The organism is Exiguobacterium sp. s142 (assembly GCF_018618455.1).
GTDB classification, from domain to species: domain Bacteria; phylum Bacillota; class Bacilli; order Exiguobacteriales; family Exiguobacteriaceae; genus Exiguobacterium; species Exiguobacterium aurantiacum_A.
This window is the reverse complement of the sequence record NZ_JACSMB010000019.1, coordinates 23,920-44,871: the sequence shown is the minus strand read 5'-3', so window position 1 is coordinate 44,871 and position 20,952 is coordinate 23,920. Positions and strand designations below refer to the sequence as shown.

Sequence of the window (20,952 nt, the reverse complement as noted above, 5' to 3'; positions counted from 1 at the left end):
GCAAGAAGGACCTGCACGTCCGCGAGTGGACATGCGCCGCTTGCGGCACACACCACGACCGCGACGTCAACGCGAGCCTCAACCTGTTGGGTCTCGCCGACTAAAACACTCCAGGGCAGGGACTGCCCGACGAGCTTGGTCCATAACCGTGGCTGGTAAGAGCACGGTCTTCCCAAGAAGCTCCCACTTCAAGTTGCGAAGCAAATAAGTGGTGAGTAGTTCACCTAGTTTGTGATTCAAAAGTATATGTTTGGACTCGGTTGTTTGAATAGGTATTCAAGTGACGAGTCGATGCTGGGGCATGTTTTTTAGCTGGAAATACAAACATTGAGACGTTACGAGTGAACGCAAAAAAAAAACAGGTGTGGCTGAATAAAGCGGCCACACCTGTTAGTTTCCAATCAGTGGATAGTCATGAACATATTGCCGCGTCTCGATTTCATCGAGCATAAAGTGGGCGACGTCAGCCCGGTCAATCATCGGTTTGTCGAAAGCGAAATAACCGGTCCGGTACCGCTCTGTCTTCGGACCTTCTAGCAGACGAGGACAACGGACGACCGTCCAATCGAGCCCGCTCGCTTCAAGGATTCCCTTTTGCGTATAACTATCGCGAAGCAGATCGCTCGCGAGCGTCTTCATGAGCGTTTCGGCAAAACGGCTCATAAATTTCTGTTTGACGTCTTTTGGTACTTTTACGGTCGCGCCGGTCAAGTTGATGACCCGCTTCACACCGAACTCGTGCATCGCGGCGACGACGTGTGACGTCGCTTTTTCGAGGATGTCTTTGTTCGACGTCTTCGTGTGGCCGAGTGCCATCACGACTGCGTCCGTTCCTTCGACGGTCCGGAAGACGTCTTCCCGACTTTCGGCATTTCCGCGGATGACTGTGAGCCGGGCGTGGGTGATGCCAAGTTTCTCTGGCGTTCTGATTAGAGCCTGAACAGTGTGTCCTTGTTCGAGCGCTTGGGTGATCAACTCACGTCCGGTTCGTCCACTGCCTCCAAATAATGCGATGTTCATTTCATTCACTCCTTAACGTAGTAGATACGTCTAGCGTACGCATCCGTGGGCGATAATGGAAGTACGCACAATTCTGTCATATACTATCTATAAAGATACTAAAGGAGTGAATTATATGGAGGAGTGTCCGGTTGAAACGATCGTACAAAAGATTTCCGGGAAATATAAGATGTTGATTCTTCATCGGCTAGGCACGCTTGGAACGAAGCGCTTCAACGAGTTGTGCCGCTTGTTCCCACAAGCGACGCCACGGACGATGACGCGGCAGTTGCGGGAGCTCGAACACGACGGACTGATCATTCGGACCGTATATTCGGAAATTCCCCCTCGCGTCGAGTACAAGTTGTCAGAGGAAGGTCGATCGCTCTTTCCGATTTTAGAGCAGCTCGGACGCTGGGAGTATGAGCGACAAGGACTACCTCATGTTGAACTACATTCGTGAGATATCAGGAGGGCGCCGTACTAGAGATCAGCGTCTTCTGTCCAATTCAATTTATGAACCATCGATTAAATCCATAAGGAAGAGGCTACCGCAAGCGAACAATTCGCTCACGGTAGCCTCTTTCTATCAAAACCTCTGAAAGCAGTTGGTTACGTTCCGGTCTATTCCACTTATTTTTTTGGCTTTTGGAATTGGTTAAGCACGCCTTTAAGTTTGTCCGTCAAAGAGTTAGAGTGTCCATCGCCACTGCGTTGACCGGTCGTTTTATCATCATTCATTTTCCCGGTGACTTCTTTCGTCTTGGCCGCAACTTGATCGATGATGCGTTCATACTTACCGTTTTGTTTATCAAAAATCGCTTCTAAGCGACCAGGGCGAAGCCCCAGCGAGAGTGGGCGATGAATCGCCACGACCTTTTCTGGGTATAAATACCTAGAGGAGGTGAACGGCGTGTCGACACACAAAGGGTACAGATTTCGGATCTATCCGACCGAGGAACAGGAGGTCCTGATCGCCAAGACGCTCGGCTGCGCCCGATTCGTTTTCAACCATTTCCTGGCGAAGTGGGACGAGACGTACCAGGCGAGCGGGACAGGACTGTCCTACGGCGCGTGCTCCGACGCGCTCCCATCCATGAAAGAGGAGCTCGCGTGGCTGAAAGAAGTGGACAGCATGGCCCTGCAGTGGTCGTTGAAGCACCTGGCCGACGGTTATGACCGCTTCTTCACGAAGCAGAACAAGCACCCGCGCTTCAAGTCGAAACGGAACCCGACCCAGTCGTACACGACGAACATCCAGGGAAAGTCACAACACCCCGAGATGTCGATCGCCGGGAACCGGCTCAAGCTGCCGAAGCTGAAGTGGGTCCGGTTCGCCAACTCGAGACGGGTCGAGGGCCGCATCCTCAGCGCCACGATCCGCCGGAACGCGACGGGCAAGTACTTCGTCTCCCTGAAGGTCGAGCAGGAGATCGTCGAACTACCGAAGACGGGCTCCTCGGTCGGCGTCGACGTCGGTCTGAAGAACTTCGCAATCTTGTCGGACGGGATGGTGTACCCGAACGACCGCTACTTCAAGTCGCTCGAGAAAAAACTTGCTCGCGAGCAGCGCAAGCTGTCCCGCCGTCAGCTCATCGCCTTGAACCGGGAGGTGAAGCTGTCCGAGGCGAAGAACTATCAGAAGCAGAAGCGCAAGGTCGCGCGCGTCCACGAGAGAATCGCCAACAAGCGCAACGATTTCCTGCACAAGGTGTCGACCGAGATCGTCAAAAACCACGACGTCATCGGGATCGAGACGCTGCAGGTGAAGGACATGCAGCAAAATCGCCAATTGAGCAAGGCCATCTCCGACGTCGGTTGGTCGGCGTTTTTCCGCATGCTCGAATACAAGGCCGACTGGTACGGGAAGACCGTCGTCAAGGTCGGGAAGACGTTCGCCTCGAGCCAGCTCTGCTCGGGTTGCGGCCATCAACACAAAGACGTGAAACATCTCGGCTTGCGGGAATGGACGTGCCCGAACTGCGGCGCCCACCACGACCGAGATGTCAACGCAGGACTCAACCTCAAACGAGAGGCCGAGCGCATCCTGGCCTCTTCAACCGTCGGGACGACGGGGTTAGCCTGATCAGGTTTCGGTCGTTAGACCGGATAACTCAGGAATCCCTCACCTCCAAGCGCAGCGTAGGTGGGGGTAGTTCAAGTTCAGACATACGTCTAATTCCTCCTCGTTTGAATCTTTATAAAATAGTATAACCGAATTTGCACCAATCTAAACTTTTGAGGTCATTAGAACTTGTTTTCATGACTTCTAATCGTCATTGGCTACCACCTCCGGAACAATCATGTAAGCAGAATGGTTACACTCTCAGCTTAACAGGGGACAACCAAGTGACAAATACAGCAGGTGTAACTGACTCGACTACAAATTGAAAAGGAGGAAATGAATCATGAAATACTTAGTCACAGGTGCGACGGGGAAACTCGGATCAAAAATCGTCGAGGTATTGCTCGAGTCCATTCCGGCAAGCGAACTTGCGGTCAGTGTCCGTAATCCGGAGAAAGCGGAAGCGCTGAAAGCGAAAGGCGTCGATGTACGTCACGGGGACTTTGACAAACGAGAGACGCTCGATACGGCGTTCCGCGGCGTTGAAAGATTGCTGATCATCTCGACAGACGGGGACAACGACACACGGATTCGTCAACACGGAAACGCAGTCGAGGCAGCGAAACAGGCCGGCGTCGGTTTTATTGCCTATACGAGCCTCGCGAACGCGATCGACAGCCAAAACTTGATGGCACCGCCGCACGTCGCGACCGAGGCGGCGATTGAAGCGACGGGCATCCCACACGCCTTCCTGCGCAACAACTGGTATTTAGAGAACGAACTCGGTAGCATCCAAGGCGCGCTTGCCGGTGCACCTTGGGTCAGCGCGTCACGTGACGGTAAAGTCGGTTGGGCGCCACAACAAGATTACGCCGAAGCCGCAGCGAACGTCCTTCTTGCTGACGACTTCGAAGCAGAAATTTATGAGCTGTCAGGACCGCTCCATACCCAAGCAGAACTCGTCGAGGCGCTCAGCGATGTCATCGGGCGAGATGTTCCGCTCCAAGAAGTGACGGCCGATGCTTACGCCGACGTCATGCGTGGTGCCGGTGTACCGGATTTCGCCATCCCGATCGTCGTCGGCATCCAAGAAAGTATTCAAAACGGGTCACTCGAGGTCGAATCGACCGATTTCGAACGTGTACTCGGTCGTCCGGTCACGCCGATCCGTGAGGCACTCAAACAACTTATCGCAACGCTATAAAAACAGACCGCGAATTCGAATTCGTGGTCTGTTTTTTAGTTGGCCCGTGCTTCGAGCTGACACTAAAATTGCGGACTCAGGCAGAAAAGACAGAGAATGCATATTTATCGCTTTAAAAATGATAAAAAAGGTCAACACTTTAAGGAACAACTTCACACTCTACCCCTCACCTACGATAAAACAGATAGGAGGTATGACCATGAAGAATTTGAACATGTCCAAAAAACTTGCGGTATTGATTACCGTTTTTATCGCGACGCTCGTCGTTGTGGCGGCGCTCAGTCACGTCCTGATGGGGCGGATGGCCGACGCGGGAGAAGAAATCTATGAAGAACGGCTATTGCCGATTCGCTATTTGGGTCAGATTCGGACCGACAACCGTGCGCTTGACGGTTATTTGCTCGAATTGATACTTGCGACCGACTCAGTACGGAATGAAGAACTGCAAGCGAACATCGCGGAACGACGTAACAGCATCGGTACGAACCTCAAGCTATTCAACGAGACGTTCACATCGAAGGACGAGGAGATGAAGCGACAGGTCAAAAACTTGAACACCGAGATCGTGTCCTACCTTGAGGGTTCTGAATTAGTGCTCCAGCCGTCACTCCGCGATGAGGACGCGGCAGCCTATCGCGTCTACATGAGCGACTTGAGACCGGTCCGGCAAAACCTAGTCGAGACGGCCACTGTCATCATGGACGAAATCAATCAAGAAGCCGAGACGGCGAGTGCGGCGATGCAGACGGACCGCGAACGGTCGGTCCTCACTTTTTGGGCACTCGTCGCGATTGGCGGAGCGCTATCGATTGTGCTCGGCATCTACATCACGCGTCTCATCGTCCGTCCGATTCGTGAGTTGAACAGACTGATGAGCCAGGCCGGTGCCGGTGATTTGACGGTCGAGAGCACATACGTGTCACGGGATGAGTTGGGTTCGCTCTCGACTTCGTTCAATGAGATGAAAGATAGTCTCCGGGAGTTGATCGGGAATGTCACATCGACCGCCGGACGTGTCGCGACGTCGTCCGATGATTTGAAATCGAACGCCGAAGAGACGACGAAAGCGACTGAGATGGTCGCCGTCACGATGGAAGAGATCGCATCAGGGTCGCTTCGTCAATTGACGCGGGTGAAAGAATCGAACGGCACACTGACGGAACTGACGAACGGGATCCATCATGTCTCGGGCAGCGCCCAACAGATGACAGAGCTCTCGGAAGGGGCGCTCCGGAAAGTCGGCACCGGGAATGACTTGATCGAGACGCTCGAGACACAACTCGAGGAGATGAGTGGGAAAGTCAAAACACTCCAACACGTCATCGGACAACTCGACGTCCGTTCCCAAGAGATCGGGACGATCACCGGAACGATTTCAGGTATCGCCGAGCAGACGAACTTGCTGGCGTTGAATGCGGCCATCGAAGCGGCCCGGGCCGGCGATCATGGACGCGGGTTCGCCGTCGTCGCCTCCGAGGTGAAAAAACTCGCCGAAGAGTCGGCCGTCGCGACGAAGTTGATCGCGTCGCTGATCACGGACACGCAGTCGGAGACGAAACAAGCCGTCAAGACGATGCACGTCGTCGAAGACGATATGGCGCACAGCGTGACGAACGTCCAACAAGCAGGGACGGCGTTCGATGAGATTAAGCTCGCGATTGAAGAAGTGAGTCAGAAAGTCGAGGAAGTGTCTGGTGCTGTCGAAGAGATGGCGGCAGGTGCGACCGAGGTGTTGACGTCGGTGCATGAGATTCAAGGTATCACCGAGACGACGGCGACCGAGACCGAGAACTCATCGGCGGCGACGGAAGAACAGATGGCATCAATGGAAGAAATCACGGCGTCGGCGCAAGAACTGTCGAATATGGCAGACGAGATGCGTGAGATGACGAGACGATTCAACGTCTAAATAAGGTAGGGAGCATTCGTGCTCCCTACCTTATTTGCGTTGCGTATTCGTTTTCCATTTATTGTAGAAGTTGTACGGTTTGGTGACACCGGCTGTCGTCCGGAACGAGTACTGCTCTTTTTTCAAGTGGCGGATGATGTAGTCGAGCGATGTGGGTGGGGTTGCTTGATCGTGCATCAAGACGACCGAGGCGATGTTATTCGCTCGATTGATGCGCACGTGACGAATCGTTTCAAATTGGAGTAAACGCGGGTCGTCTTTACGTTTCCAGTCAAGGCTGTCGACGTTCCAATCCCACATGTGAAATCCGGCTTTCTCCATGGCATCCCTATGCGCTTTCGTCATGTGGGGTACGCTTCCGTAGGGGACTCGAATCGTGCTCGTCTTCACGCCGGTCGTCTTGAGGATGAGTTGCTGTACTTGCTTCATCTCGTCGACAGCGGATTGCGGCGATTTGTAAAATCGTTTTTTATCGTGGGACATGCTGTGGAGACCGAGTGTATGGCCTTCTGTGACGATTCGTTTCAACGTTTCTTCGTTGCCTTTAACGTTTTTACCGAGAATGAAGAACGTCGCTTTCACTTGATGCTTTTTTAACACGTCCAGCAGGGCAAGTGTTTCTGCCCTAGGGCCATCGTCAAACGTCAAATAGACGATTTGCTTGTCATCGTAGCGCTTACCTTTTCCTTTCGCGAGTGTAGGATGGACGCTACTTACTACGAAACAGACAATTAGAAAACTGAGAAACCATTTCTTCATCGTGCCCTTGTCTCCTTGCATACTTTTTAGGTGTGGAACTAATTTCCATTTCTGATTGTATGACAAATGAGAAGCACGCTCCATCGCCTTTTTTCACGATAAGGAAATAAGATTTAGTTTAGCCCGAGCCACTTTTTGACCGGATTCCGGAAATAGTAGGTGACGCCTAGCAGACTGATGAAGACTAGGGCAGCGATGAAAATCGTCGTCACGCTCCCTGAAGCGAGGCTAGCCCCTAAAAAACTGTAGGCGAGTGTCCCGGGGATCATCCCGAGCACGGTCGCGAGCAGGAACGACTTGAACCGCACTTTCGCGATGCCGCCGGCGTAACTGAGTAGATCGAAACTGACGAGCGGGATCAGGCGTAGCACGAACACGTATAAAAAGCCGCGCGCCTCCATCTGAGCGAACAGTTTCTCCGACCACGGATACTTCTCGACTTTGAGCACCGAACGCCCGAACAGTCGGGCCATGACGTAGCCGGTCACCGCCGCCGCGGTCGCACCGAACAGGATATAGAGGACACCGGGCCAGACACCGAATGCGAGACCGGCGCCGAGCGATAAGACAGACGTCGGCAAGAACACGAGCGGGCCGATCGCATAAATCAAGAAGAAGACGAGCGGTCCCCACCAGCCGAACGACAAGACGATGTCCCGGACGTCGGACGGGCGAAGCTCGTAATGGAAATGGGTGATGTAAAAGATCGTCCCGAACAGGACGAGCATCAAACTAATTTTGAGCGGGCGTGGCATAACGGGTCCTCCTTTCGACGAGTGTATCTCTTTTCAGCATACAATAGCGGACGATTCAGGGGCGGTAACCAAGCTTACAAAATGTGCCGAAAAAAGAGACGACCAACACGGTCATCCCCGGTTTCCTCCATATAGCTCGACCCAGCGCTCCGGCGTCATCTTCGCGACGAGCTCGCCGATCAAGTCGTACGGGATATGCAATACGTTCTTGAAGCGGATGCAGCTCTTGCCCATATCGAGCTTCGTCGGCACTCGTTCAGCGTACGCCTGCTCGAACCAACGCAACACGTCTTCGTCGGCGTAGACGCCCATATGATACAAGGCGACGTGATTCTTCTGGGCGATGACGCTCAAAAACGGCAACGGGGTGCCCGGCGTCACGTGATAACCAGGCGGGTACATCGACAACGGCACGACGTAATGGACACCTTTCCCGTCGGTCGTCTTCTCGAACCCGTCCGGTAAGTTCGCATCAATCACGTCAATCAAGCGGATAAAGCTGTCGAGCCGTTTGTCGTCGACGAGTGTCGTATAGTCCATTACTGTTCGCCCCCTCGCAAAATCTTCGCCATCGCCTTGCCCTTAGCCAGTTCATCGACGAGTTTGTCCAAGTACCGGATCTCGCGCATGAGCGGCTCCTCGACGTCCTCGACGCGGACGCCGCAGACGACGCCTTTGATGAGAGCGCGATCCTCGTTCATGTCAGGGGCCGATGCGAAAAACGTGTTGAAGTCGACTTCGGCTTCGAGTTGCCGCTCGAGCCCGGCTTCGTCATAGCCGGTCAGCCAGCGGATGATCGTATCGACTTCGTCTTTCGTCCGGCCTTTCCGTTCGGCTTTCGCGACGTAACTCGGATAGACGCTCGCGAAGCTCGTCGTGTAGATGCGGTGTGCCATAATATCTCCTCATTTCGTGGATGGTACCTTCATTTTCGCACACAACGGCAAAAGACGATCAATCCGTTTGTGGATTCCTCGCCTTGGTCGGTCACGGCATGATGTTGCCTTCAGCCGGGATCGGATGTTGTTTCAACATGTTCGCGAAATGATAGAGGTTATACGCCAAAACCCGTCCGTTCTTTTTCGTGAAGGCGTTGTTGCGGCCGGCGTCGAGGTAAGAGTCGCCTGGACCGGCTTCGCCGACCCAGTATGCGTCGACGTTCGGCGGGATAGTGAAGCCGATATGGGACAAACCGTACAGGATTGAGGCACAGGCGTGCTTCGCCCCGTCCTCGTTGCCCGTCACGACGACACCGCCGACTTTGTTGTAGTAAATGGCTTGACCGTGTTCATTTTTCAGCCCGCTCCCGCCGTATAGCCGTTCGATCACTTGAGTGGCGACGCTGCTCTTCTCCCCGAGCCAAAGCGGCGTCCCGATGATGAGGATGTCGGCGGCTTTCACTTTGGCGAAGAGTTGCGGCCACTCGTCGCCAGCCCCTTCGTCCTCGGTCACCCCGAAAGCGACGTCGTAGTCGATGACGCGGACGATCTCTGACTCGACGCCGAGTTTGTCAAAGTGGGGGATGATGTCCTTCATCAGACCTTCCGTATGTGATACCGTGTCTCCGCCTTTCAACGAACAGTTCAAAAATAATGCCTTCATCACGATTCCTCCTTCTCAAAAGCAAGACGTTACGAAGTTCTCCACTCCAAAATTCCGGTCAAGTCGTCGTAGACCGCGTCTGGACGCACATCCATCGTTTCGAAAGGCTTGCCGTCACGGTTGATCCACGCCGTCTGGAAGCCGAAGTTCTTGGCGCCGATGATGTCCCAGCCGTTCGAAGACATGAACAGCACCTCGTCCCGCTTCAAGTCGGTCGTCTTGAACCAGCTCATATAGGCGGCAGGTGACGGCTTGAACTGTTTGACGCCGTCGATGCTGACGAGTTCGTCGAACAGTTCGGTGAACGACGCGTTCGCGATCAATTGTTCAAGCATGTCAGCGGTCCCGTTCGACAAGACGACGGTCTGGGTGTCCCGCAGCTGCTTCAACACGTCCTCGACTTCCTCGTATGGCGAGAGCTCCGCATACGTGGCGATGAGCGCATCCTCGACGTCGCTAGAAGCGGTCACATCCGCCGCCGCTAAGGCGTAACGCAAGGCGTCACGCGTGACGACCGAGAAGTCTTCGTAGCGGCCCGAAATCTGACGGATGAAGAAATATTCAAGTTGCTTCGTGCGCCACGTCTGACTGATCTGGTCACCTTTCCCCGGGAACTGTTCGTCACACGCCGCCTTGACGGAATGGACATCGAACAGCGTCCCGTACACATCGAATACGAATGCTTTTATCAAAGAATCCCCTCCTAAAGTTCGTCTAACGCCTGGTGGACCTTGTCCGCGTGGATTGAGAGACGCAGTCCCTTTTTGATATACCCGTCTTTCTTCAAGTTAGACATGATGACGCTCGTCGTCTCCCGTGTCGTCCCGACCATGGCGGCGATATCGGCGTGAGTCAGCTTCATGTTGATCGTCTGCCATTCTTTTTTGCGTTCACCGCTCTTCTCGCTCAACTTGAGGAGCAAGAACAAGATGCGGTACTTCACGTCGGTCAAAGCAATCTTTTCACTGAGCGCGTACACTTCCTTGAGTCGCATGGATAGAATGTTGATCAGCTTCAAGGCGATCTTCGGATTCTTTTCGATAAATTGCTCGAACTCATCGACCCCGATCGTACAAAGATATGTGTCCGTCATCGCCTCGGCGTACAAGTCATCGTCGGTCAACGAGAGCGTCGCCGTCTCACCGAAGATATTGCCGCTCGTCAAAATGTCGACGGTGAACTGTTTGCCGTGCTGATTCATCCGATACAGCCGGACTTGTCCTTCTTTCAACAGGAACAACGCCGGGATCGGGGCGTCCGGGGAGACGATGACTTTCCCTTTTTTGACAGGACGCATCTTACTCATCTCATCGATTACTTTCAACTCTTGCATCGGCAGCTCGTCGAACAGGCTGATATGTGAGAGTAACGTCAATTTGTCCATCGTTTACACCTCACTTTCGTGTAATCTGTCTTACTGTCTCTCTTGATTATAAGCGATAGAATGAGGGAAAAGGGGGGAGTCTCGTGCTCGAACTTTATACGATCGACGGCTGTTCACGGTGTCACCGTGTCAAATTGCGCTTAGACGAATTAGCAATCCCGTTCGTCGAAAAAAATCTATTCGAAGAACAGCGCTTTGCCGAAGAATTGATCAACTTGAACCGCGAACTTGTCACCCCGGCACTCGTGAACGAGACCAGGGTCTTCACGGGAGACGAGTTATGGGACGAACTCGAGCTACTGACAAAGTGAACAGGCGAAAAAAGGGAGCAGGGTGACTCCCTTTTGTCATATTGTGACGTGTTCGGTTAGGTAACGGGTGACTTCATCTGGCGTCTTCGCGTTCGCGCTATGGAGATGCTTGCGCAAATTGCTGTTCCGTCGTGCTGTTCATACGCTGCCCTTTATTAACGAGTTGCTGCTTTCGGCACGACTTGTTTTTCGGTGCGTAGTTTGAAGACGATGGCCAAGATGAACGAGAAGAACAGATGCGTGACGAGGCTCATCAGCTGATCCGGTGCGAACGCGTTCGCGAGGTTCGTCCCCATGCCCATCATGAGCGGCATGATGACGAGCGGACCGACGATCCAAATGCCGATGCCGAACAAGACGGCGAGCGCCCAAACGTTTGAGATGACCAAATGACCTAATCCGTACGTGACGCCGAAGATGATGCTGATGATCATATGGACGATCCAACCGACGACGAGACTTTCGCTCCCGACCATGCTGGCGATCATTCCAATCATGCCCATCATCTGCATCAGTAGACCAAATAAGATCCCGCCGATGACCCCGCCAATCACGCCGTTGATCACGTACCGTTTCATCTTCCTCACTCCCCTTTATTTTTATACAACTAGCATAAATCGAATGGTGTTTGATTTCTGTAACCGGCCTTACAATTTAGACAAAAAGACGCCGTAATGGACGTCTTTTTGTCATTTCAGATTCTTTTTGATGTACTGGACGATTTTCCGGAGCTCGGTCGCGGTCGGTCGGCCGAACGGGCTCGTCTGAATCTGTTGATACAACAGGCGCCCAGTCTCGTTGATGAGGAAATAAGCCGGTTCCCCGTGCTCGCCGTGGTCGGCGTACGGGGCGTCGGCGCCATGGTACTGAACGCCGTAATCGAGCAGCGTCTCTAGCGACTCGTCTCGGAGGACAGGGAAGCTGAGCGCATTGTCGTCGGCCATCTGCTTCAAGTCCTCGGCGCGGTCGGTCGAGATCGTCACGAGCCGAATGCCTTTATCGCGGAAGTAGCCTTGTTGGCTCTCGAGTTCTTTCAAATCTTGGACACAGACCGGACACCAGGCACCACGGAAGAAGATGATGAGATGCCAACCATCGTGCCGTTCAATCGAGTCTGTGAATGAGAACATGTCACCGGATACGTCCGGTAAGTTGAAGTTTGGGGCTTGGTCGCGTAAGTTGAAAAGTGTAGCCACTGGGGTTCCTCCTCTATATGTTGTTTCGAGGAGGCAATCCTACCATGTCATCGGTCGCTTTGTTTGTAAGCTAGCTAACAATGGAGGAGGAATTCGATGTACGTTCCAAAACTATATGCCGTCAACGACGCTGAAGAAGTCCACGCTTTCTTGAAAGCCCATCCGTTCGGCACCGTCGTCACACATGACGGGCAGAAGCCGCACGCGACACACGTGCCGCTCCGGTTTCACGCAGAAGATGGCCACGTTTGGTTCACGACGCACGTCGCCAAAAACAACCCGCAATGGCAGTCGATCGAAGACCAGACCGTGCTCATTATCGTCCAAGGAACGAACGCCTATATCTCGGCGTCCTTGTATGGCCACGAGGACGTATCGACGTGGAACTATCAGGCCGTCCATCTGTATGGGAAGGCGACGATTTTGTCACCTACAGAGCTCGAGATGGATCTGGCAGGGCTACTCCGTGACCATGAAGGGAAGAGAGAGAACGCCGTCGTCTGGGAGGAGTTATCGGAGCCAGTGCAACGGCAAAAACATGGTGTTGTCGGTTTCCGTATCGATATCGATGAAATTCAGGCGGCGTTCAAGCTGAGCCAGAACCGGAACGATGAGGATTATACGCGCATCGTCTCGGAGTTAGAGCAGGCAGGGTGTCCGATGGCGGAAGTGATGCGAGATAACCGAGACCCGTCGACGTGAAGTCGATGGGTTTTTTGCGTATTTCACGTTGACAACGTTTCTCAATTCATTCTATACTCATAAATGATAATGATTATCAATGTCGTTATAAAGGCATTGTCATAAGAAAAGGGGATCAGAACGTGAAAAACTACAAACAGATGCTACATATGTTCATCATCATGTCTGCTTTCGTGCTCGTGCTCGCTGGATGCGGCTCGAACAATGAAGATGCGGCCACGACAGATGAGTCTGCCGAAACGGCAGAAGGCTATCCGATCACGATTAAACATGCGTTAGGCGAGACGGTCATCGACAAGAAACCGGAACGCGTCGCAACAATTGCTTGGTCGAACCAAGACGTCGCCCTTGCGCTTGACGTCGTCCCAGTCGGTTTCTCGGCTGCGAACTACGGTGTCCAAGACGGCAGCGGCATGTTGCCATGGACGGCTGAGAAGCTAAAAGACCTTGGGGAAGAAAACCCGAACATTTACCAAGACACAGACGGTCTCGACTTCGAAGCGATAGCTGACTCACAGCCGGACGTCATCTTGGCTGCCTACTCAGGCATCACGCAAGAAGACTACGACACGTTGAGCGAAATCGCACCGGTCGTTGCTTACCAAGAAACGCCTTGGGTCTCATCATGGCAGGACACGGTCCTCTACGACTCGATCGCCATGGGCATGGAAGCAGAAGGCAAACAGTTGATCGAAGACACAGAGAAACTCATCGCTGATAAAGCTGCTGAAGTACCGGACATGGCTGGCAAGAAAGCGGCCTTCATCGCGCTCAGCCCGGACGACCTCTCGAAGTTCTACATTTACACGACAGGTGACCCGCGTGGCGCCTTCATCGAAGAGCTCGGCATGGAGTACCCAAAAAACATCACGGACCAAATTAAAGACGAGAACAGCTTCTACCTCGAGCTCAGCTCGGAGAACGCCGACATCTTGAACGATGTCGACATCTTCGTCGCTTACGGCAACGAAGAGACGTTGAAAGCACTTCAAGCTGACCCGCTCTACAGCAAAGTACCGGCTATCGAGCGCGGTTCGGTCGTCATGATCGAAGACAACACGCCGCTCGCGGCTGCCGGGACACCGTCACCGCTCTCGATCGAATACACGATCGACGACTACTTGAAGCTCGTGTCAGAAGCAATCGGGAAAGTCGAGTAATCATATGAATACGCTGAAGAAGTTGCAAACGCCGAGACATTTCCCGCTCCTGCTCGTAGGGTCGATCGTCCTGCTCGTCGTCTGCATGCTCGCTTCACTTGCTTTCGGCTCACGGACAGTCGGATGGGATGAACTGCTTGACGGTTTATTCCGTCCGGCTGTTCAGTCGTATGAAGCGGACATTGTCCGGCAACGGGTCGTGCGGACGCTGTTCAGTCTCATGTGCGGCGCGGCGCTCGGTGTGTCGGGTGCTTTGATGCAGTCGGTGACGCGCAATCCGATTGCCGACCCGAGCATTCTCGGGGTGAACACGGGCGCGGCGCTGTTCGTCGTCGTCGGGATCGCGTTCTTCAACATCTCGACTGCAGGCGACTACATCTGGTTCGCCCTCGTCGGTGCACTCTTGACGGCCGCGTTCGTGTTCGGCATCGGCTCGCTCGGGCGGGGCGGCTCGACCCCGCTCAAGCTCGTCTTGGCCGGGGCGGCGACGAGTGCGGCGTTGTCCTCGCTCGTCATGGCGATCATGATCCCGCGCTCGAACGTCATGGACCAGTTCCGATTCTGGCAAGTTGGCAGCGTCGGGGCGGGGACGATGGATTCGATCGTAACGTTCCTCCCGTTCTTCATCGCCGGCATCTTTATCGCCATTTTCGCAGCCCCGTCACTCAATATCATGGCGCTCGGCGAAGAGATGGCGACGGGACTCGGAGTCCGGATCGGTTCGTTAAAAGTCATCGCCTCGTTCGCCGGCGTCATTTTGTGTGGCGCGGCGACGGCATTGGCCGGTCCGATCGGCTTTATCGGTCTGTTGGCCCCGCACTTGATCCGTCTCGTGCTCGGCCCGGATGAACGGTATATCATTCCGATGTCAGCCTTATCGGGCGCCATCCTGTTGACGTTCGCCGATGTGGTCGGGCGTTTGCTCGGCAGTCCGGGTGAACTTGAAGTCGGGATCGTCACGGCGTTCGTCGGGGCGCCGATTTTGATCGCCTTGACGATGAAAGTGAAGGTGCGTGGCCTATGATGAAACAGTCAGTTCAACCTACCATTCACAATAGTCGCAAGCGCCGGCAGCGTACGGTGTTCGTGACGCTCGTGCTATTCGTGCTCGCGCTCGCCTTGAGCGCATTGATGCTCATGCTCGGCAATACGATCTATCCGGTCGCGGACGTCGTCCGTGTCTTGTTCGGGGAACAAGTACCGGGTGCCTCGTTCGCCGTCGGCACGATCCGTCTGCCACGCATGCTCGCCGGCGTCTTCTCAGGACTCGCGTTCGGCATCGCCGGGACGGTGTTCCAGACGATGCTCAGAAACCCGCTCGCCAACCCGAACGTCATCGGCATCACGACAGGATCGAGTGCGGCCGCCGTGTTCGGCATCGTCGTCTTGCAGGCGAGCAACACTTTCGTCTCGGTGATCTCGGTCATCGGGGGACTCGCGACGGTGATCGTGCTCTACGTCTTATCAAAAGGCGCCGCTTTCTCGATCGGACGTCTCGTCTTGGTCGGGATCGGCATCCAAGCGATGCTGACCGCGGTCATCAACTACTTATTGCTCATCAGTCGCCAAAACGATGTCGGGACGGCGATGCGTTGGCTGAGCGGCAGTTTGAACGGGGTCAAGATGGAGACGTTGCCGCCGCTCATGCTCGCGGTCGCCCTCTGTCTCCCGGTCATCCTCCGCCTCAGCCGGCAGCTGCAGATTTTAGAACTCGGGGAGATGACGGCGACGTCGCTCGGCATCAAGACGAACCAGACCCGGATCCTCTTGATCATCGCCTCGGTGCTCATGCTCGCCTTAGCGACAGCAACGACCGGACCGATCGCTTTCATCGCTTTCCTTGCCGGACCGATCGCGAAACGGCTCGTCGGGGATGGACGGTCGACGATCATTCCGGCCGGACTCGTCGGCGTCATTCTCGTGCTCGCCGCCGACTTGATCGGACAGTTCGCTTTCACCGTCCGCTATCCGGTCGGTGTCATCACCGGCATGGTCGGGGCACCGTATTTGATTTACCTCTTGATCCGGATGAACCGGAGAGGGGAATTGTAGACGACAGGAGCCGTGTCTGGTGGGACACGGCTCCTGTTTCGTCTAGGTGAAAGCGCCATCAAAAAGACGTTGACTTTGGTCGATGTGGGGTGTATGCTAAAAATCCTGCCCAAAAATCGAGGCACGGGAACTGGCATCAGTTCATTTTGAGTCAGAGAGGATACAATCCCATGAACCAACAACAATTAGTCGAGCGCGCCCGTCAATTAAAAGAGAACGCCTACTCCCCGTATTCGAACTTCCGCGTCGGAGCGGCCCTTCTTATGAAGGACGGGACGGTCATCGACGGCGTCAACGTCGAGAACGTCTCGTTCGGAGCGACGAACTGTGCCGAGCGCACGGCTGTATTCACGGCCATCGCGCAAGGTTATAAAAAAGGTGACTTCGAAGCCGTTGCGGTGTCAGGTGACACGGTCGACTTCTTACCGCCATGCAGCATCTGCCGCCAAGTGCTCGTCGAGTTCGGTGATCCGGACTTTAAAGTGTTGCTCACGAACGGCAACGCCGACGTCAAAGAAGTGACGCTTGAAGAACTCGTTCCGCTCGCGTTCACAGAACTCGAGATGTAAGAGAAATGCCCCAGCATCTATCGATGCCGGGGCATTTCTCGTTACCAAGCACTACTTCCAGAAGTTCACGAAGAGGCGTGGAACGGCGAGCACGAGTTCGAATAAGGAGTCAGCGAGTAAGACGGTGTTATCCGACTTATTTGACTGTTTATCTCGTTTAGGTATAACGATTTGGCCACGGACGGGTCGCTTCCGCCCTTCTAAGCGTATACGAATCGACTTCGCCGACTTCAAGTCAGGACCGTCCATTACTTGAAAGTGAAGGTGGGGTTCGGATGAATTGCCTGAATTTCCACAACGACCGATCAATTGTCGAGTCTTGACACGGTCACCGACATTGACTGCAATCGAACCGGCCTCGAGGTGAGCGAGAAGACTATACTCCCCGTAGGCATGCTCGATGACAACATGATTACCAGCGGGATGGTTCCTGTCGTGAACATCTGGCAAAGCATCGACAACCGTAATGACGGTCCCGTCCAAAGGTGTAACGATGCGTTCTCCAAACGCATAAAACGATACATTTCCTGACTTTGTTTTATCAAAAGACCAGTTATTTTTCACTTTCACAAAATCATAGGCGTACCGTTGCGAGCGTAGTGGATAGTGATAATTCTCACCAGGATTCGTACCGCCCCATACGACAAGCCATTCGTCGACAAACGGAAGTTGATACGTGTTTTTGGTGAAACGCTTGTCAGTTGTCGCATCGGGTTGATGTGGAGTCAAAAGTATTCCCTCGAGGAGATCGTCCTGGTTGAACGAAACGCTTAACAATCGTTCTTTGCGGTCATCCATCCAGACGAGATGACGGCCTCCGTTTAACTTCATGTCGTTCACCATACGATAGTGTCGAACGCCTTCATTAAAAGAAGTTGCGAGTCGATAGAATGCGTCTAGCGAAACCTGTTGTTTAAATGAATCAGTCGTCTGGCTATAAATTAAATCGAATTGACCATTGAGAAATAATTTAGGAAACGTTCTGACGTCAAGCTGCATGGGGTTTCCACCTTTATGTTTGATTTATTTTATATACGCATCAGGCATTCAAAAGTTTCGTGCGTACAAAAAGGTGTGTCGCCTAAGCGCGGCCTTTGAAAAGAACTAAAGAGATTGCGTCCACAGAGCTTGAGATGTCACGAAAGAATGCTGGATCCACGTGGATCCAGCATTCTTGTTTACCTTTTGTTTGCCGTTCACCGATGAGCTTTCCATTTGCTGAAGAAGTTGTGCGGGGTTTTGATGCCTTGTAGCGTCCGGAACTCATAGCCGCGTTTCTTCGAATGGCGGAGGATGTAGTCGAGTGCGGCGGGGGTGATTGAATGGTCGTGCGTCAGGATGATCGAGGCGATTCTCGCTCTGTAGTTCGCGTCGAGCCGGGCGAACACTTGATTTTGGACGCGGCGGTTGTCCGACTTATACCGGTAGTCGAGACTGTCGATGTTCCAGTCCCACATTTGGAAGCCAGCTTTCGCCATCGCTTGCCTGTGCGCTGATGTCATGTACGGGTCGCTACCGTACGGGGTGCGGACGATGTTCGATTTGACGCCTGTCACTTGGAAGACGAGCTTTTGGACCGTCTGCATCTCGCGCACGGCTGTCGTCGGCGTCCGGTAAAACTTATGACGGTCGTGCGTCATCCCATGCAGAGCGATGAGGTGTCCTTCGGCGACGATCCGCTTCAGCAGTTTCTCATTGCCTTTTATATTGTTGCCGAGAATGAAAAACGTGGCCTTGACCTTATGCTTCTTCAAGACGTCGAGCAACGCGCCCGTCTGACGATGCGGCCCGTCATCGAACGTCAAATAGATAAGGCTGCGGTCGTTGTACGCTTTTGGCGTCGCCGCGCTTGCTGGCGACAAAGGGCTGAGCAACAGACAGGCCAACACGAACAAAATCAAGCTCTTCTTCATCGTACAAACCCTCCTAACGTTAAGTCGACGGGGGTTGGACGGTGCCGGCGTGAAATATACGTTACTCTTTACCCGATTAGAAGGCGAAACAGCATATTTTTGTACAAGAAATTGATGATTCGCGTTGCTCGTTTATAGCCAAGACAAAGCCCATCAATCGGTTGATTGACGGGCTGAATTTTAGTTCGTGAACGCTGGTGTTTTGTAGTACCGGACGACCTTGATGAGTGTCGATGTGACGAGTCCGATCGCGAGTGGCAACGTGATGACGCCGATACCTTGCTCGGTGACAATCATATTTCCTTCCTCATAATAGCCCTTAAAATAGAAAACGCCTGAACCAATCGTCTCGTTCAACTCGAGCGTCGAGACGTTGAGGTATACCATGATGGCGCAGAGGGAGATGACACTGATGGAAAGGAATAACGTGGAGAACGATAGCTTGTTAGTCATAATAGCGCTCCTTTACATGTAGCAATATGAACTGATATTACCATATAAAGACAATTTTGACATGAGGCCAAAGCATCGATTTGCTCACCGATACAGGTCCCAAAGCCGTTCTGTTTGATCTCGCATCATCTCACGCAATTCGATCGGTGCCACGACCTCGACTTCCGCGCCGGCCGCGAGCAACTGCCGCGACAAGAACGGGAGCTCTGCTTCCGGCACATCCCACTCATTCTTTTCAGCGATATCGGGTAATACGTCTTCAAGCAGACGGCGGCCGAGCGGAGTGATATTGAGCCGGACGGTCACGCCGGTTCGTTCGTCAATTGCTTCGAGGAGCGTCGCCAAATCATCTGCTTCAAACGTCTTATCGAGCAGGCGTAGCGCTTCGACCCGGTCGATCCGATATTGACGCAACCCGTAATCCGAGAGACCGAACACGTACCATTTGAAGTTGAGGAGCGCCATCCCGACCGGCTCGATTGTGAACGTCCGTTGTCCTTTCGTCGTCGCGTACGTCATTTCGACTTTTCGTTTTCGTTCGACCGCCTCATAGACGTCTTTCGTGAACGGTGCCGGCGGGACAGTCTTGTTCCCGAGCCAAAGAATGTTCTTTTCAAGTCGGGCGATCTTCATCTCGAGGTCGTGCGGCAGCTCGTTCACGTACCAGTCGGACAGCGTGTCGCGCATATCGCCGAACGGTACGTCCGGGATCTGTTCCATCCATTTGAGCGTGAGGTAGAGCGCGACCGCTTCTTGTTCGCGGAGCTGGAGCGGCGGTAGCAAGCGGTTCGGCAACATCTCATAACCACCGCCCGTGCCAGGGACGCTCCATATCGGATAGCCGAGTTCTTCAAGCGTGAACATGTCCCGTTGAATCGTCCGGACTGAGGCACCCGTCTCTGTCGCCAGTTCGACCGCCGTGAAGCGTCGTCCCCGGTTGAGCAATCGGATCAACTGCAAATGTCGTTTTTTCAAATAAACCATTCCCGTCATGTTTTGTCGTATTTGTCGATTAAGCTGAATGTATCACGAACTAAGGAGGAATACATCATGGCAAACGTCGTCTTATATATCGCGACGAGTTTAGATGGAAAGATCGCTCGGACGAACGATCAGCTCGATTGGCTATTTGAAATTATTGGGGATGGGGACAACGGTTACGCCGACTTCTTCAAGACGGTCGGTGCGGTCATCATGGGGCGGAAGACATACGAGGAAGTGTTGAAGTTAGAGCCTGACCGCTATCCGTACCCGGACATCCCGAACTACATTCTGACGCGGAGCCCGGAGCGGGAAGCCGAGCACGTCACGTTTACGGACGAGCCAATCGAGCAGTTGATCGAGCGGTTGAAACGAGAAGTCGACAAAGACGTCTGGCTCATCGGCGGCGGGGAAATCATCAAGGCCGCGATGGAACACGATTTGATCGATCGTTATGAGATCGCCATCGCACCGGTCGTCCTAGGAGAAGGCATCCCGCTCTTCCCGGAAGGCACGAAGGAGACGAAGTTGAGACTGACGAGTCAGCGCGCGTCCGGACAGTTCGTCATGGTGACGTACGAGTGAAATCGCTCAATTTCTTGAAGACAATCAAGTCGAACAGAACTTCTATGTACTAGAAGTTCTGTTCGCTTGGTTATCTTTTTCTTTTTTGAAAATGCCAACTAACAGCAGAGTGAGTCCGATTAAGAAGATAATGGGGAAGATAAGCCACATGATTAATCCGGCCCAACCATTTTCGACACTAATTGCATAGGAGAGTCCAATCGAAAAAGCTAAAGCGGGCGAAATGGGAATCATCAGAGCGATGCCCCATATTTTATATTTTTTCTTTCTCGATTCTCCTGTACTAAGCAAATAAGCCGCAAGTGCACCTATACATGCAATGATATATCCGATCGCAATAGCCACTGAATCAA

28 protein-coding genes are annotated in these 20,952 nt (G+C 53.4%); 12 read left to right on the top strand and 16 right to left on the bottom strand.

Annotated elements, in window-relative coordinates; genetic code table 11:
- Positions 1-104: zinc ribbon domain-containing protein (locus KNP77_RS13750; protein WP_214891312.1), on the top strand; the 104-nt coding region annotated here is incomplete at its 5' end.
- Between the two features lie 286 nt (positions 105-390).
- Here the strand turns inward: KNP77_RS13750 and KNP77_RS13745 are convergent.
- Positions 391-1,020, bottom strand: a complete 630-nt coding sequence (locus KNP77_RS13745; protein ID WP_214891306.1) for an NAD(P)-dependent oxidoreductase — start codon at positions 1,018-1,020, stop codon at positions 391-393.
- Positions 1,021-1,135: 115 nt separating this feature from the next.
- On the opposite strand from KNP77_RS13745, the gene KNP77_RS13740 reads away from it, so the two are divergent.
- Entirely contained in the window at positions 1,136-1,462 is a 327-nt protein-coding gene (locus KNP77_RS13740) for a winged helix-turn-helix transcriptional regulator (RefSeq protein ID WP_214891304.1), read from the top strand.
- Between the two features lie 170 nt (positions 1,463-1,632).
- On the opposite strand, the gene KNP77_RS13735 is transcribed toward KNP77_RS13740, so the two are convergent.
- Positions 1,633-1,872 (bottom strand): hypothetical protein, encoded by a 240-nt coding sequence (locus KNP77_RS13735; RefSeq protein ID WP_214891302.1) that lies wholly within the window; start codon positions 1,870-1,872, stop codon positions 1,633-1,635.
- Between the two features lie 40 nt (positions 1,873-1,912).
- Here KNP77_RS13735 and tnpB point away from each other — a divergent pair, with 40 nt between their 5' ends.
- The 3 genes from tnpB to KNP77_RS13720 all read left to right on the top strand — a co-directional run bounded on the left by tnpB (position 1,913) and on the right by KNP77_RS13720 (position 6,177).
- The gene (tnpB, locus tag KNP77_RS13730) at positions 1,913-3,085 is read left to right on the top strand and encodes an IS200/IS605 family element RNA-guided endonuclease TnpB (RefSeq protein WP_214891301.1); all 1,173 of its coding nucleotides are present in this window, start codon (positions 1,913-1,915) and stop codon (positions 3,083-3,085) included.
- Between the two features lie 322 nt (positions 3,086-3,407).
- Complete coding sequence (locus KNP77_RS13725; RefSeq protein WP_214891299.1) at positions 3,408-4,268, top strand: SDR family oxidoreductase; 861 nt, start codon at positions 3,408-3,410, stop codon at positions 4,266-4,268.
- A gap of 199 nt (positions 4,269-4,467) precedes the next feature.
- Positions 4,468-6,177: a methyl-accepting chemotaxis protein gene (locus KNP77_RS13720; protein ID WP_214891297.1), complete on the top strand. Its 1,710-nt coding sequence runs from the start codon at positions 4,468-4,470 to the stop codon at positions 6,175-6,177.
- Positions 6,178-6,207: 30 nt separating this feature from the next.
- Here the strand turns inward: KNP77_RS13720 and KNP77_RS13715 are convergent, their stop codons facing one another.
- The 7 genes from KNP77_RS13715 to KNP77_RS13685 all read right to left on the bottom strand — a co-directional run bounded on the left by KNP77_RS13715 (position 6,208) and on the right by KNP77_RS13685 (position 10,677).
- Positions 6,208-6,936, bottom strand: a complete 729-nt coding sequence (locus KNP77_RS13715; protein ID WP_214891295.1) for a polysaccharide deacetylase family protein — start codon at positions 6,934-6,936, stop codon at positions 6,208-6,210.
- 113 nt (positions 6,937-7,049) lie between these two features.
- A complete protein-coding gene (locus KNP77_RS13710; RefSeq protein ID WP_214891293.1) occupies positions 7,050-7,691 on the bottom strand; it encodes a TVP38/TMEM64 family protein in 642 nt (213 codons plus the stop codon).
- A 111-nt stretch (positions 7,692-7,802) separates the two neighbouring features.
- A complete protein-coding gene (locus KNP77_RS13705) occupies positions 7,803-8,231 on the bottom strand; it encodes a DUF1801 domain-containing protein (RefSeq protein ID WP_214891291.1) in 429 nt (142 codons plus the stop codon).
- Positions 8,231-8,590, bottom strand: a complete 360-nt coding sequence (locus KNP77_RS13700) for a DUF2200 domain-containing protein (protein ID WP_214891310.1) — start codon at positions 8,588-8,590, stop codon at positions 8,231-8,233. The genes KNP77_RS13705 and KNP77_RS13700 overlap by 1 nt, the downstream gene beginning before the upstream one ends.
- 88 nt (positions 8,591-8,678) lie before the next feature.
- Entirely contained in the window at positions 8,679-9,293 is a 615-nt protein-coding gene (locus KNP77_RS13695; RefSeq protein WP_131490204.1) for a flavodoxin family protein, read from the bottom strand.
- 29 nt (positions 9,294-9,322) lie between these two features.
- Positions 9,323-9,985, bottom strand: a complete 663-nt coding sequence (locus tag KNP77_RS13690) for a haloacid dehalogenase type II (RefSeq protein WP_214891288.1) — start codon at positions 9,983-9,985, stop codon at positions 9,323-9,325.
- Between the two features lie 11 nt (positions 9,986-9,996).
- Positions 9,997-10,677, bottom strand: coding sequence for a Crp/Fnr family transcriptional regulator (locus tag KNP77_RS13685; RefSeq protein ID WP_214891286.1), 681 nt, complete (start codon positions 10,675-10,677; stop codon positions 9,997-9,999).
- A gap of 83 nt (positions 10,678-10,760) precedes the next feature.
- On the opposite strand from KNP77_RS13685, the gene KNP77_RS13680 reads away from it, so the two are divergent.
- Positions 10,761-10,988, top strand: coding sequence for a glutaredoxin domain-containing protein (locus KNP77_RS13680; RefSeq protein ID WP_070328128.1), 228 nt, complete (start codon positions 10,761-10,763; stop codon positions 10,986-10,988).
- A 155-nt stretch (positions 10,989-11,143) separates the two neighbouring features.
- Here the strand turns inward: KNP77_RS13680 and KNP77_RS13675 are convergent, their stop codons facing one another.
- Both KNP77_RS13675 and KNP77_RS13670 read right to left on the bottom strand, forming a co-directional pair.
- A complete protein-coding gene (locus KNP77_RS13675; protein WP_214891284.1) occupies positions 11,144-11,566 on the bottom strand; it encodes a DUF1440 domain-containing protein in 423 nt (140 codons plus the stop codon).
- A gap of 111 nt (positions 11,567-11,677) precedes the next feature.
- Positions 11,678-12,184 (bottom strand): peroxiredoxin family protein, encoded by a 507-nt coding sequence (locus KNP77_RS13670; protein ID WP_214891282.1) that lies wholly within the window; start codon positions 12,182-12,184, stop codon positions 11,678-11,680.
- A 96-nt stretch (positions 12,185-12,280) separates the two neighbouring features.
- Here KNP77_RS13670 and KNP77_RS13665 point away from each other — a divergent pair, with 96 nt between their 5' ends.
- The 5 genes from KNP77_RS13665 to KNP77_RS13645 all read left to right on the top strand — a co-directional run bounded on the left by KNP77_RS13665 (position 12,281) and on the right by KNP77_RS13645 (position 16,667).
- Entirely contained in the window at positions 12,281-12,886 is a 606-nt protein-coding gene (locus KNP77_RS13665) for an FMN-binding negative transcriptional regulator (protein WP_214891280.1), read from the top strand.
- Between the two features lie 140 nt (positions 12,887-13,026).
- Complete coding sequence (locus KNP77_RS13660; protein ID WP_214891308.1) at positions 13,027-14,046, top strand: iron-siderophore ABC transporter substrate-binding protein; 1,020 nt, start codon at positions 13,027-13,029, stop codon at positions 14,044-14,046.
- A gap of 4 nt (positions 14,047-14,050) precedes the next feature.
- On the top strand, positions 14,051-15,070 hold the full coding sequence (locus KNP77_RS13655; protein WP_070328124.1) for a FecCD family ABC transporter permease: 1,020 nt from the start codon (positions 14,051-14,053) through the stop codon (positions 15,068-15,070).
- Complete coding sequence (locus tag KNP77_RS13650) at positions 15,067-16,098, top strand: FecCD family ABC transporter permease (RefSeq protein ID WP_214891278.1); 1,032 nt, start codon at positions 15,067-15,069, stop codon at positions 16,096-16,098. Before KNP77_RS13655 ends, KNP77_RS13650 begins: the two co-directional genes overlap by 4 nt.
- A gap of 170 nt (positions 16,099-16,268) precedes the next feature.
- Positions 16,269-16,667: a cytidine deaminase gene (locus tag KNP77_RS13645; RefSeq protein WP_016507888.1), complete on the top strand. Its 399-nt coding sequence runs from the start codon at positions 16,269-16,271 to the stop codon at positions 16,665-16,667.
- A 51-nt stretch (positions 16,668-16,718) separates the two neighbouring features.
- On the opposite strand, the gene KNP77_RS13640 is transcribed toward KNP77_RS13645, so the two are convergent.
- From KNP77_RS13640 to KNP77_RS13625, 4 genes are all read right to left on the bottom strand, one after another.
- Complete coding sequence (locus tag KNP77_RS13640) at positions 16,719-17,498, bottom strand: M23 family metallopeptidase (protein ID WP_214891276.1); 780 nt, start codon at positions 17,496-17,498, stop codon at positions 16,719-16,721.
- A 365-nt stretch (positions 17,499-17,863) separates the two neighbouring features.
- Entirely contained in the window at positions 17,864-18,580 is a 717-nt protein-coding gene (locus KNP77_RS13635; RefSeq protein ID WP_214891274.1) for a polysaccharide deacetylase family protein, read from the bottom strand.
- A 180-nt stretch (positions 18,581-18,760) separates the two neighbouring features.
- Positions 18,761-19,033 (bottom strand): hypothetical protein, encoded by a 273-nt coding sequence (locus tag KNP77_RS13630; RefSeq protein ID WP_131490188.1) that lies wholly within the window; start codon positions 19,031-19,033, stop codon positions 18,761-18,763.
- 84 nt (positions 19,034-19,117) lie between these two features.
- Positions 19,118-20,017, bottom strand: coding sequence for a helix-turn-helix transcriptional regulator (locus KNP77_RS13625; RefSeq protein ID WP_214891272.1), 900 nt, complete (start codon positions 20,015-20,017; stop codon positions 19,118-19,120).
- 66 nt (positions 20,018-20,083) lie between these two features.
- Between KNP77_RS13625 and KNP77_RS13620 the strand changes: the two genes are divergently transcribed.
- The gene (locus KNP77_RS13620; RefSeq protein WP_214891270.1) at positions 20,084-20,599 is read left to right on the top strand and encodes a dihydrofolate reductase family protein; all 516 of its coding nucleotides are present in this window, start codon (positions 20,084-20,086) and stop codon (positions 20,597-20,599) included.
- A 42-nt stretch (positions 20,600-20,641) separates the two neighbouring features.
- On the opposite strand, the gene KNP77_RS13615 is transcribed toward KNP77_RS13620, so the two are convergent.
- Positions 20,642-20,944, bottom strand: a complete 303-nt coding sequence (locus KNP77_RS13615) for a hypothetical protein (RefSeq protein WP_214891268.1) — start codon at positions 20,942-20,944, stop codon at positions 20,642-20,644.
- Between the last annotated feature and the right edge of the window lie 8 nt (positions 20,945-20,952).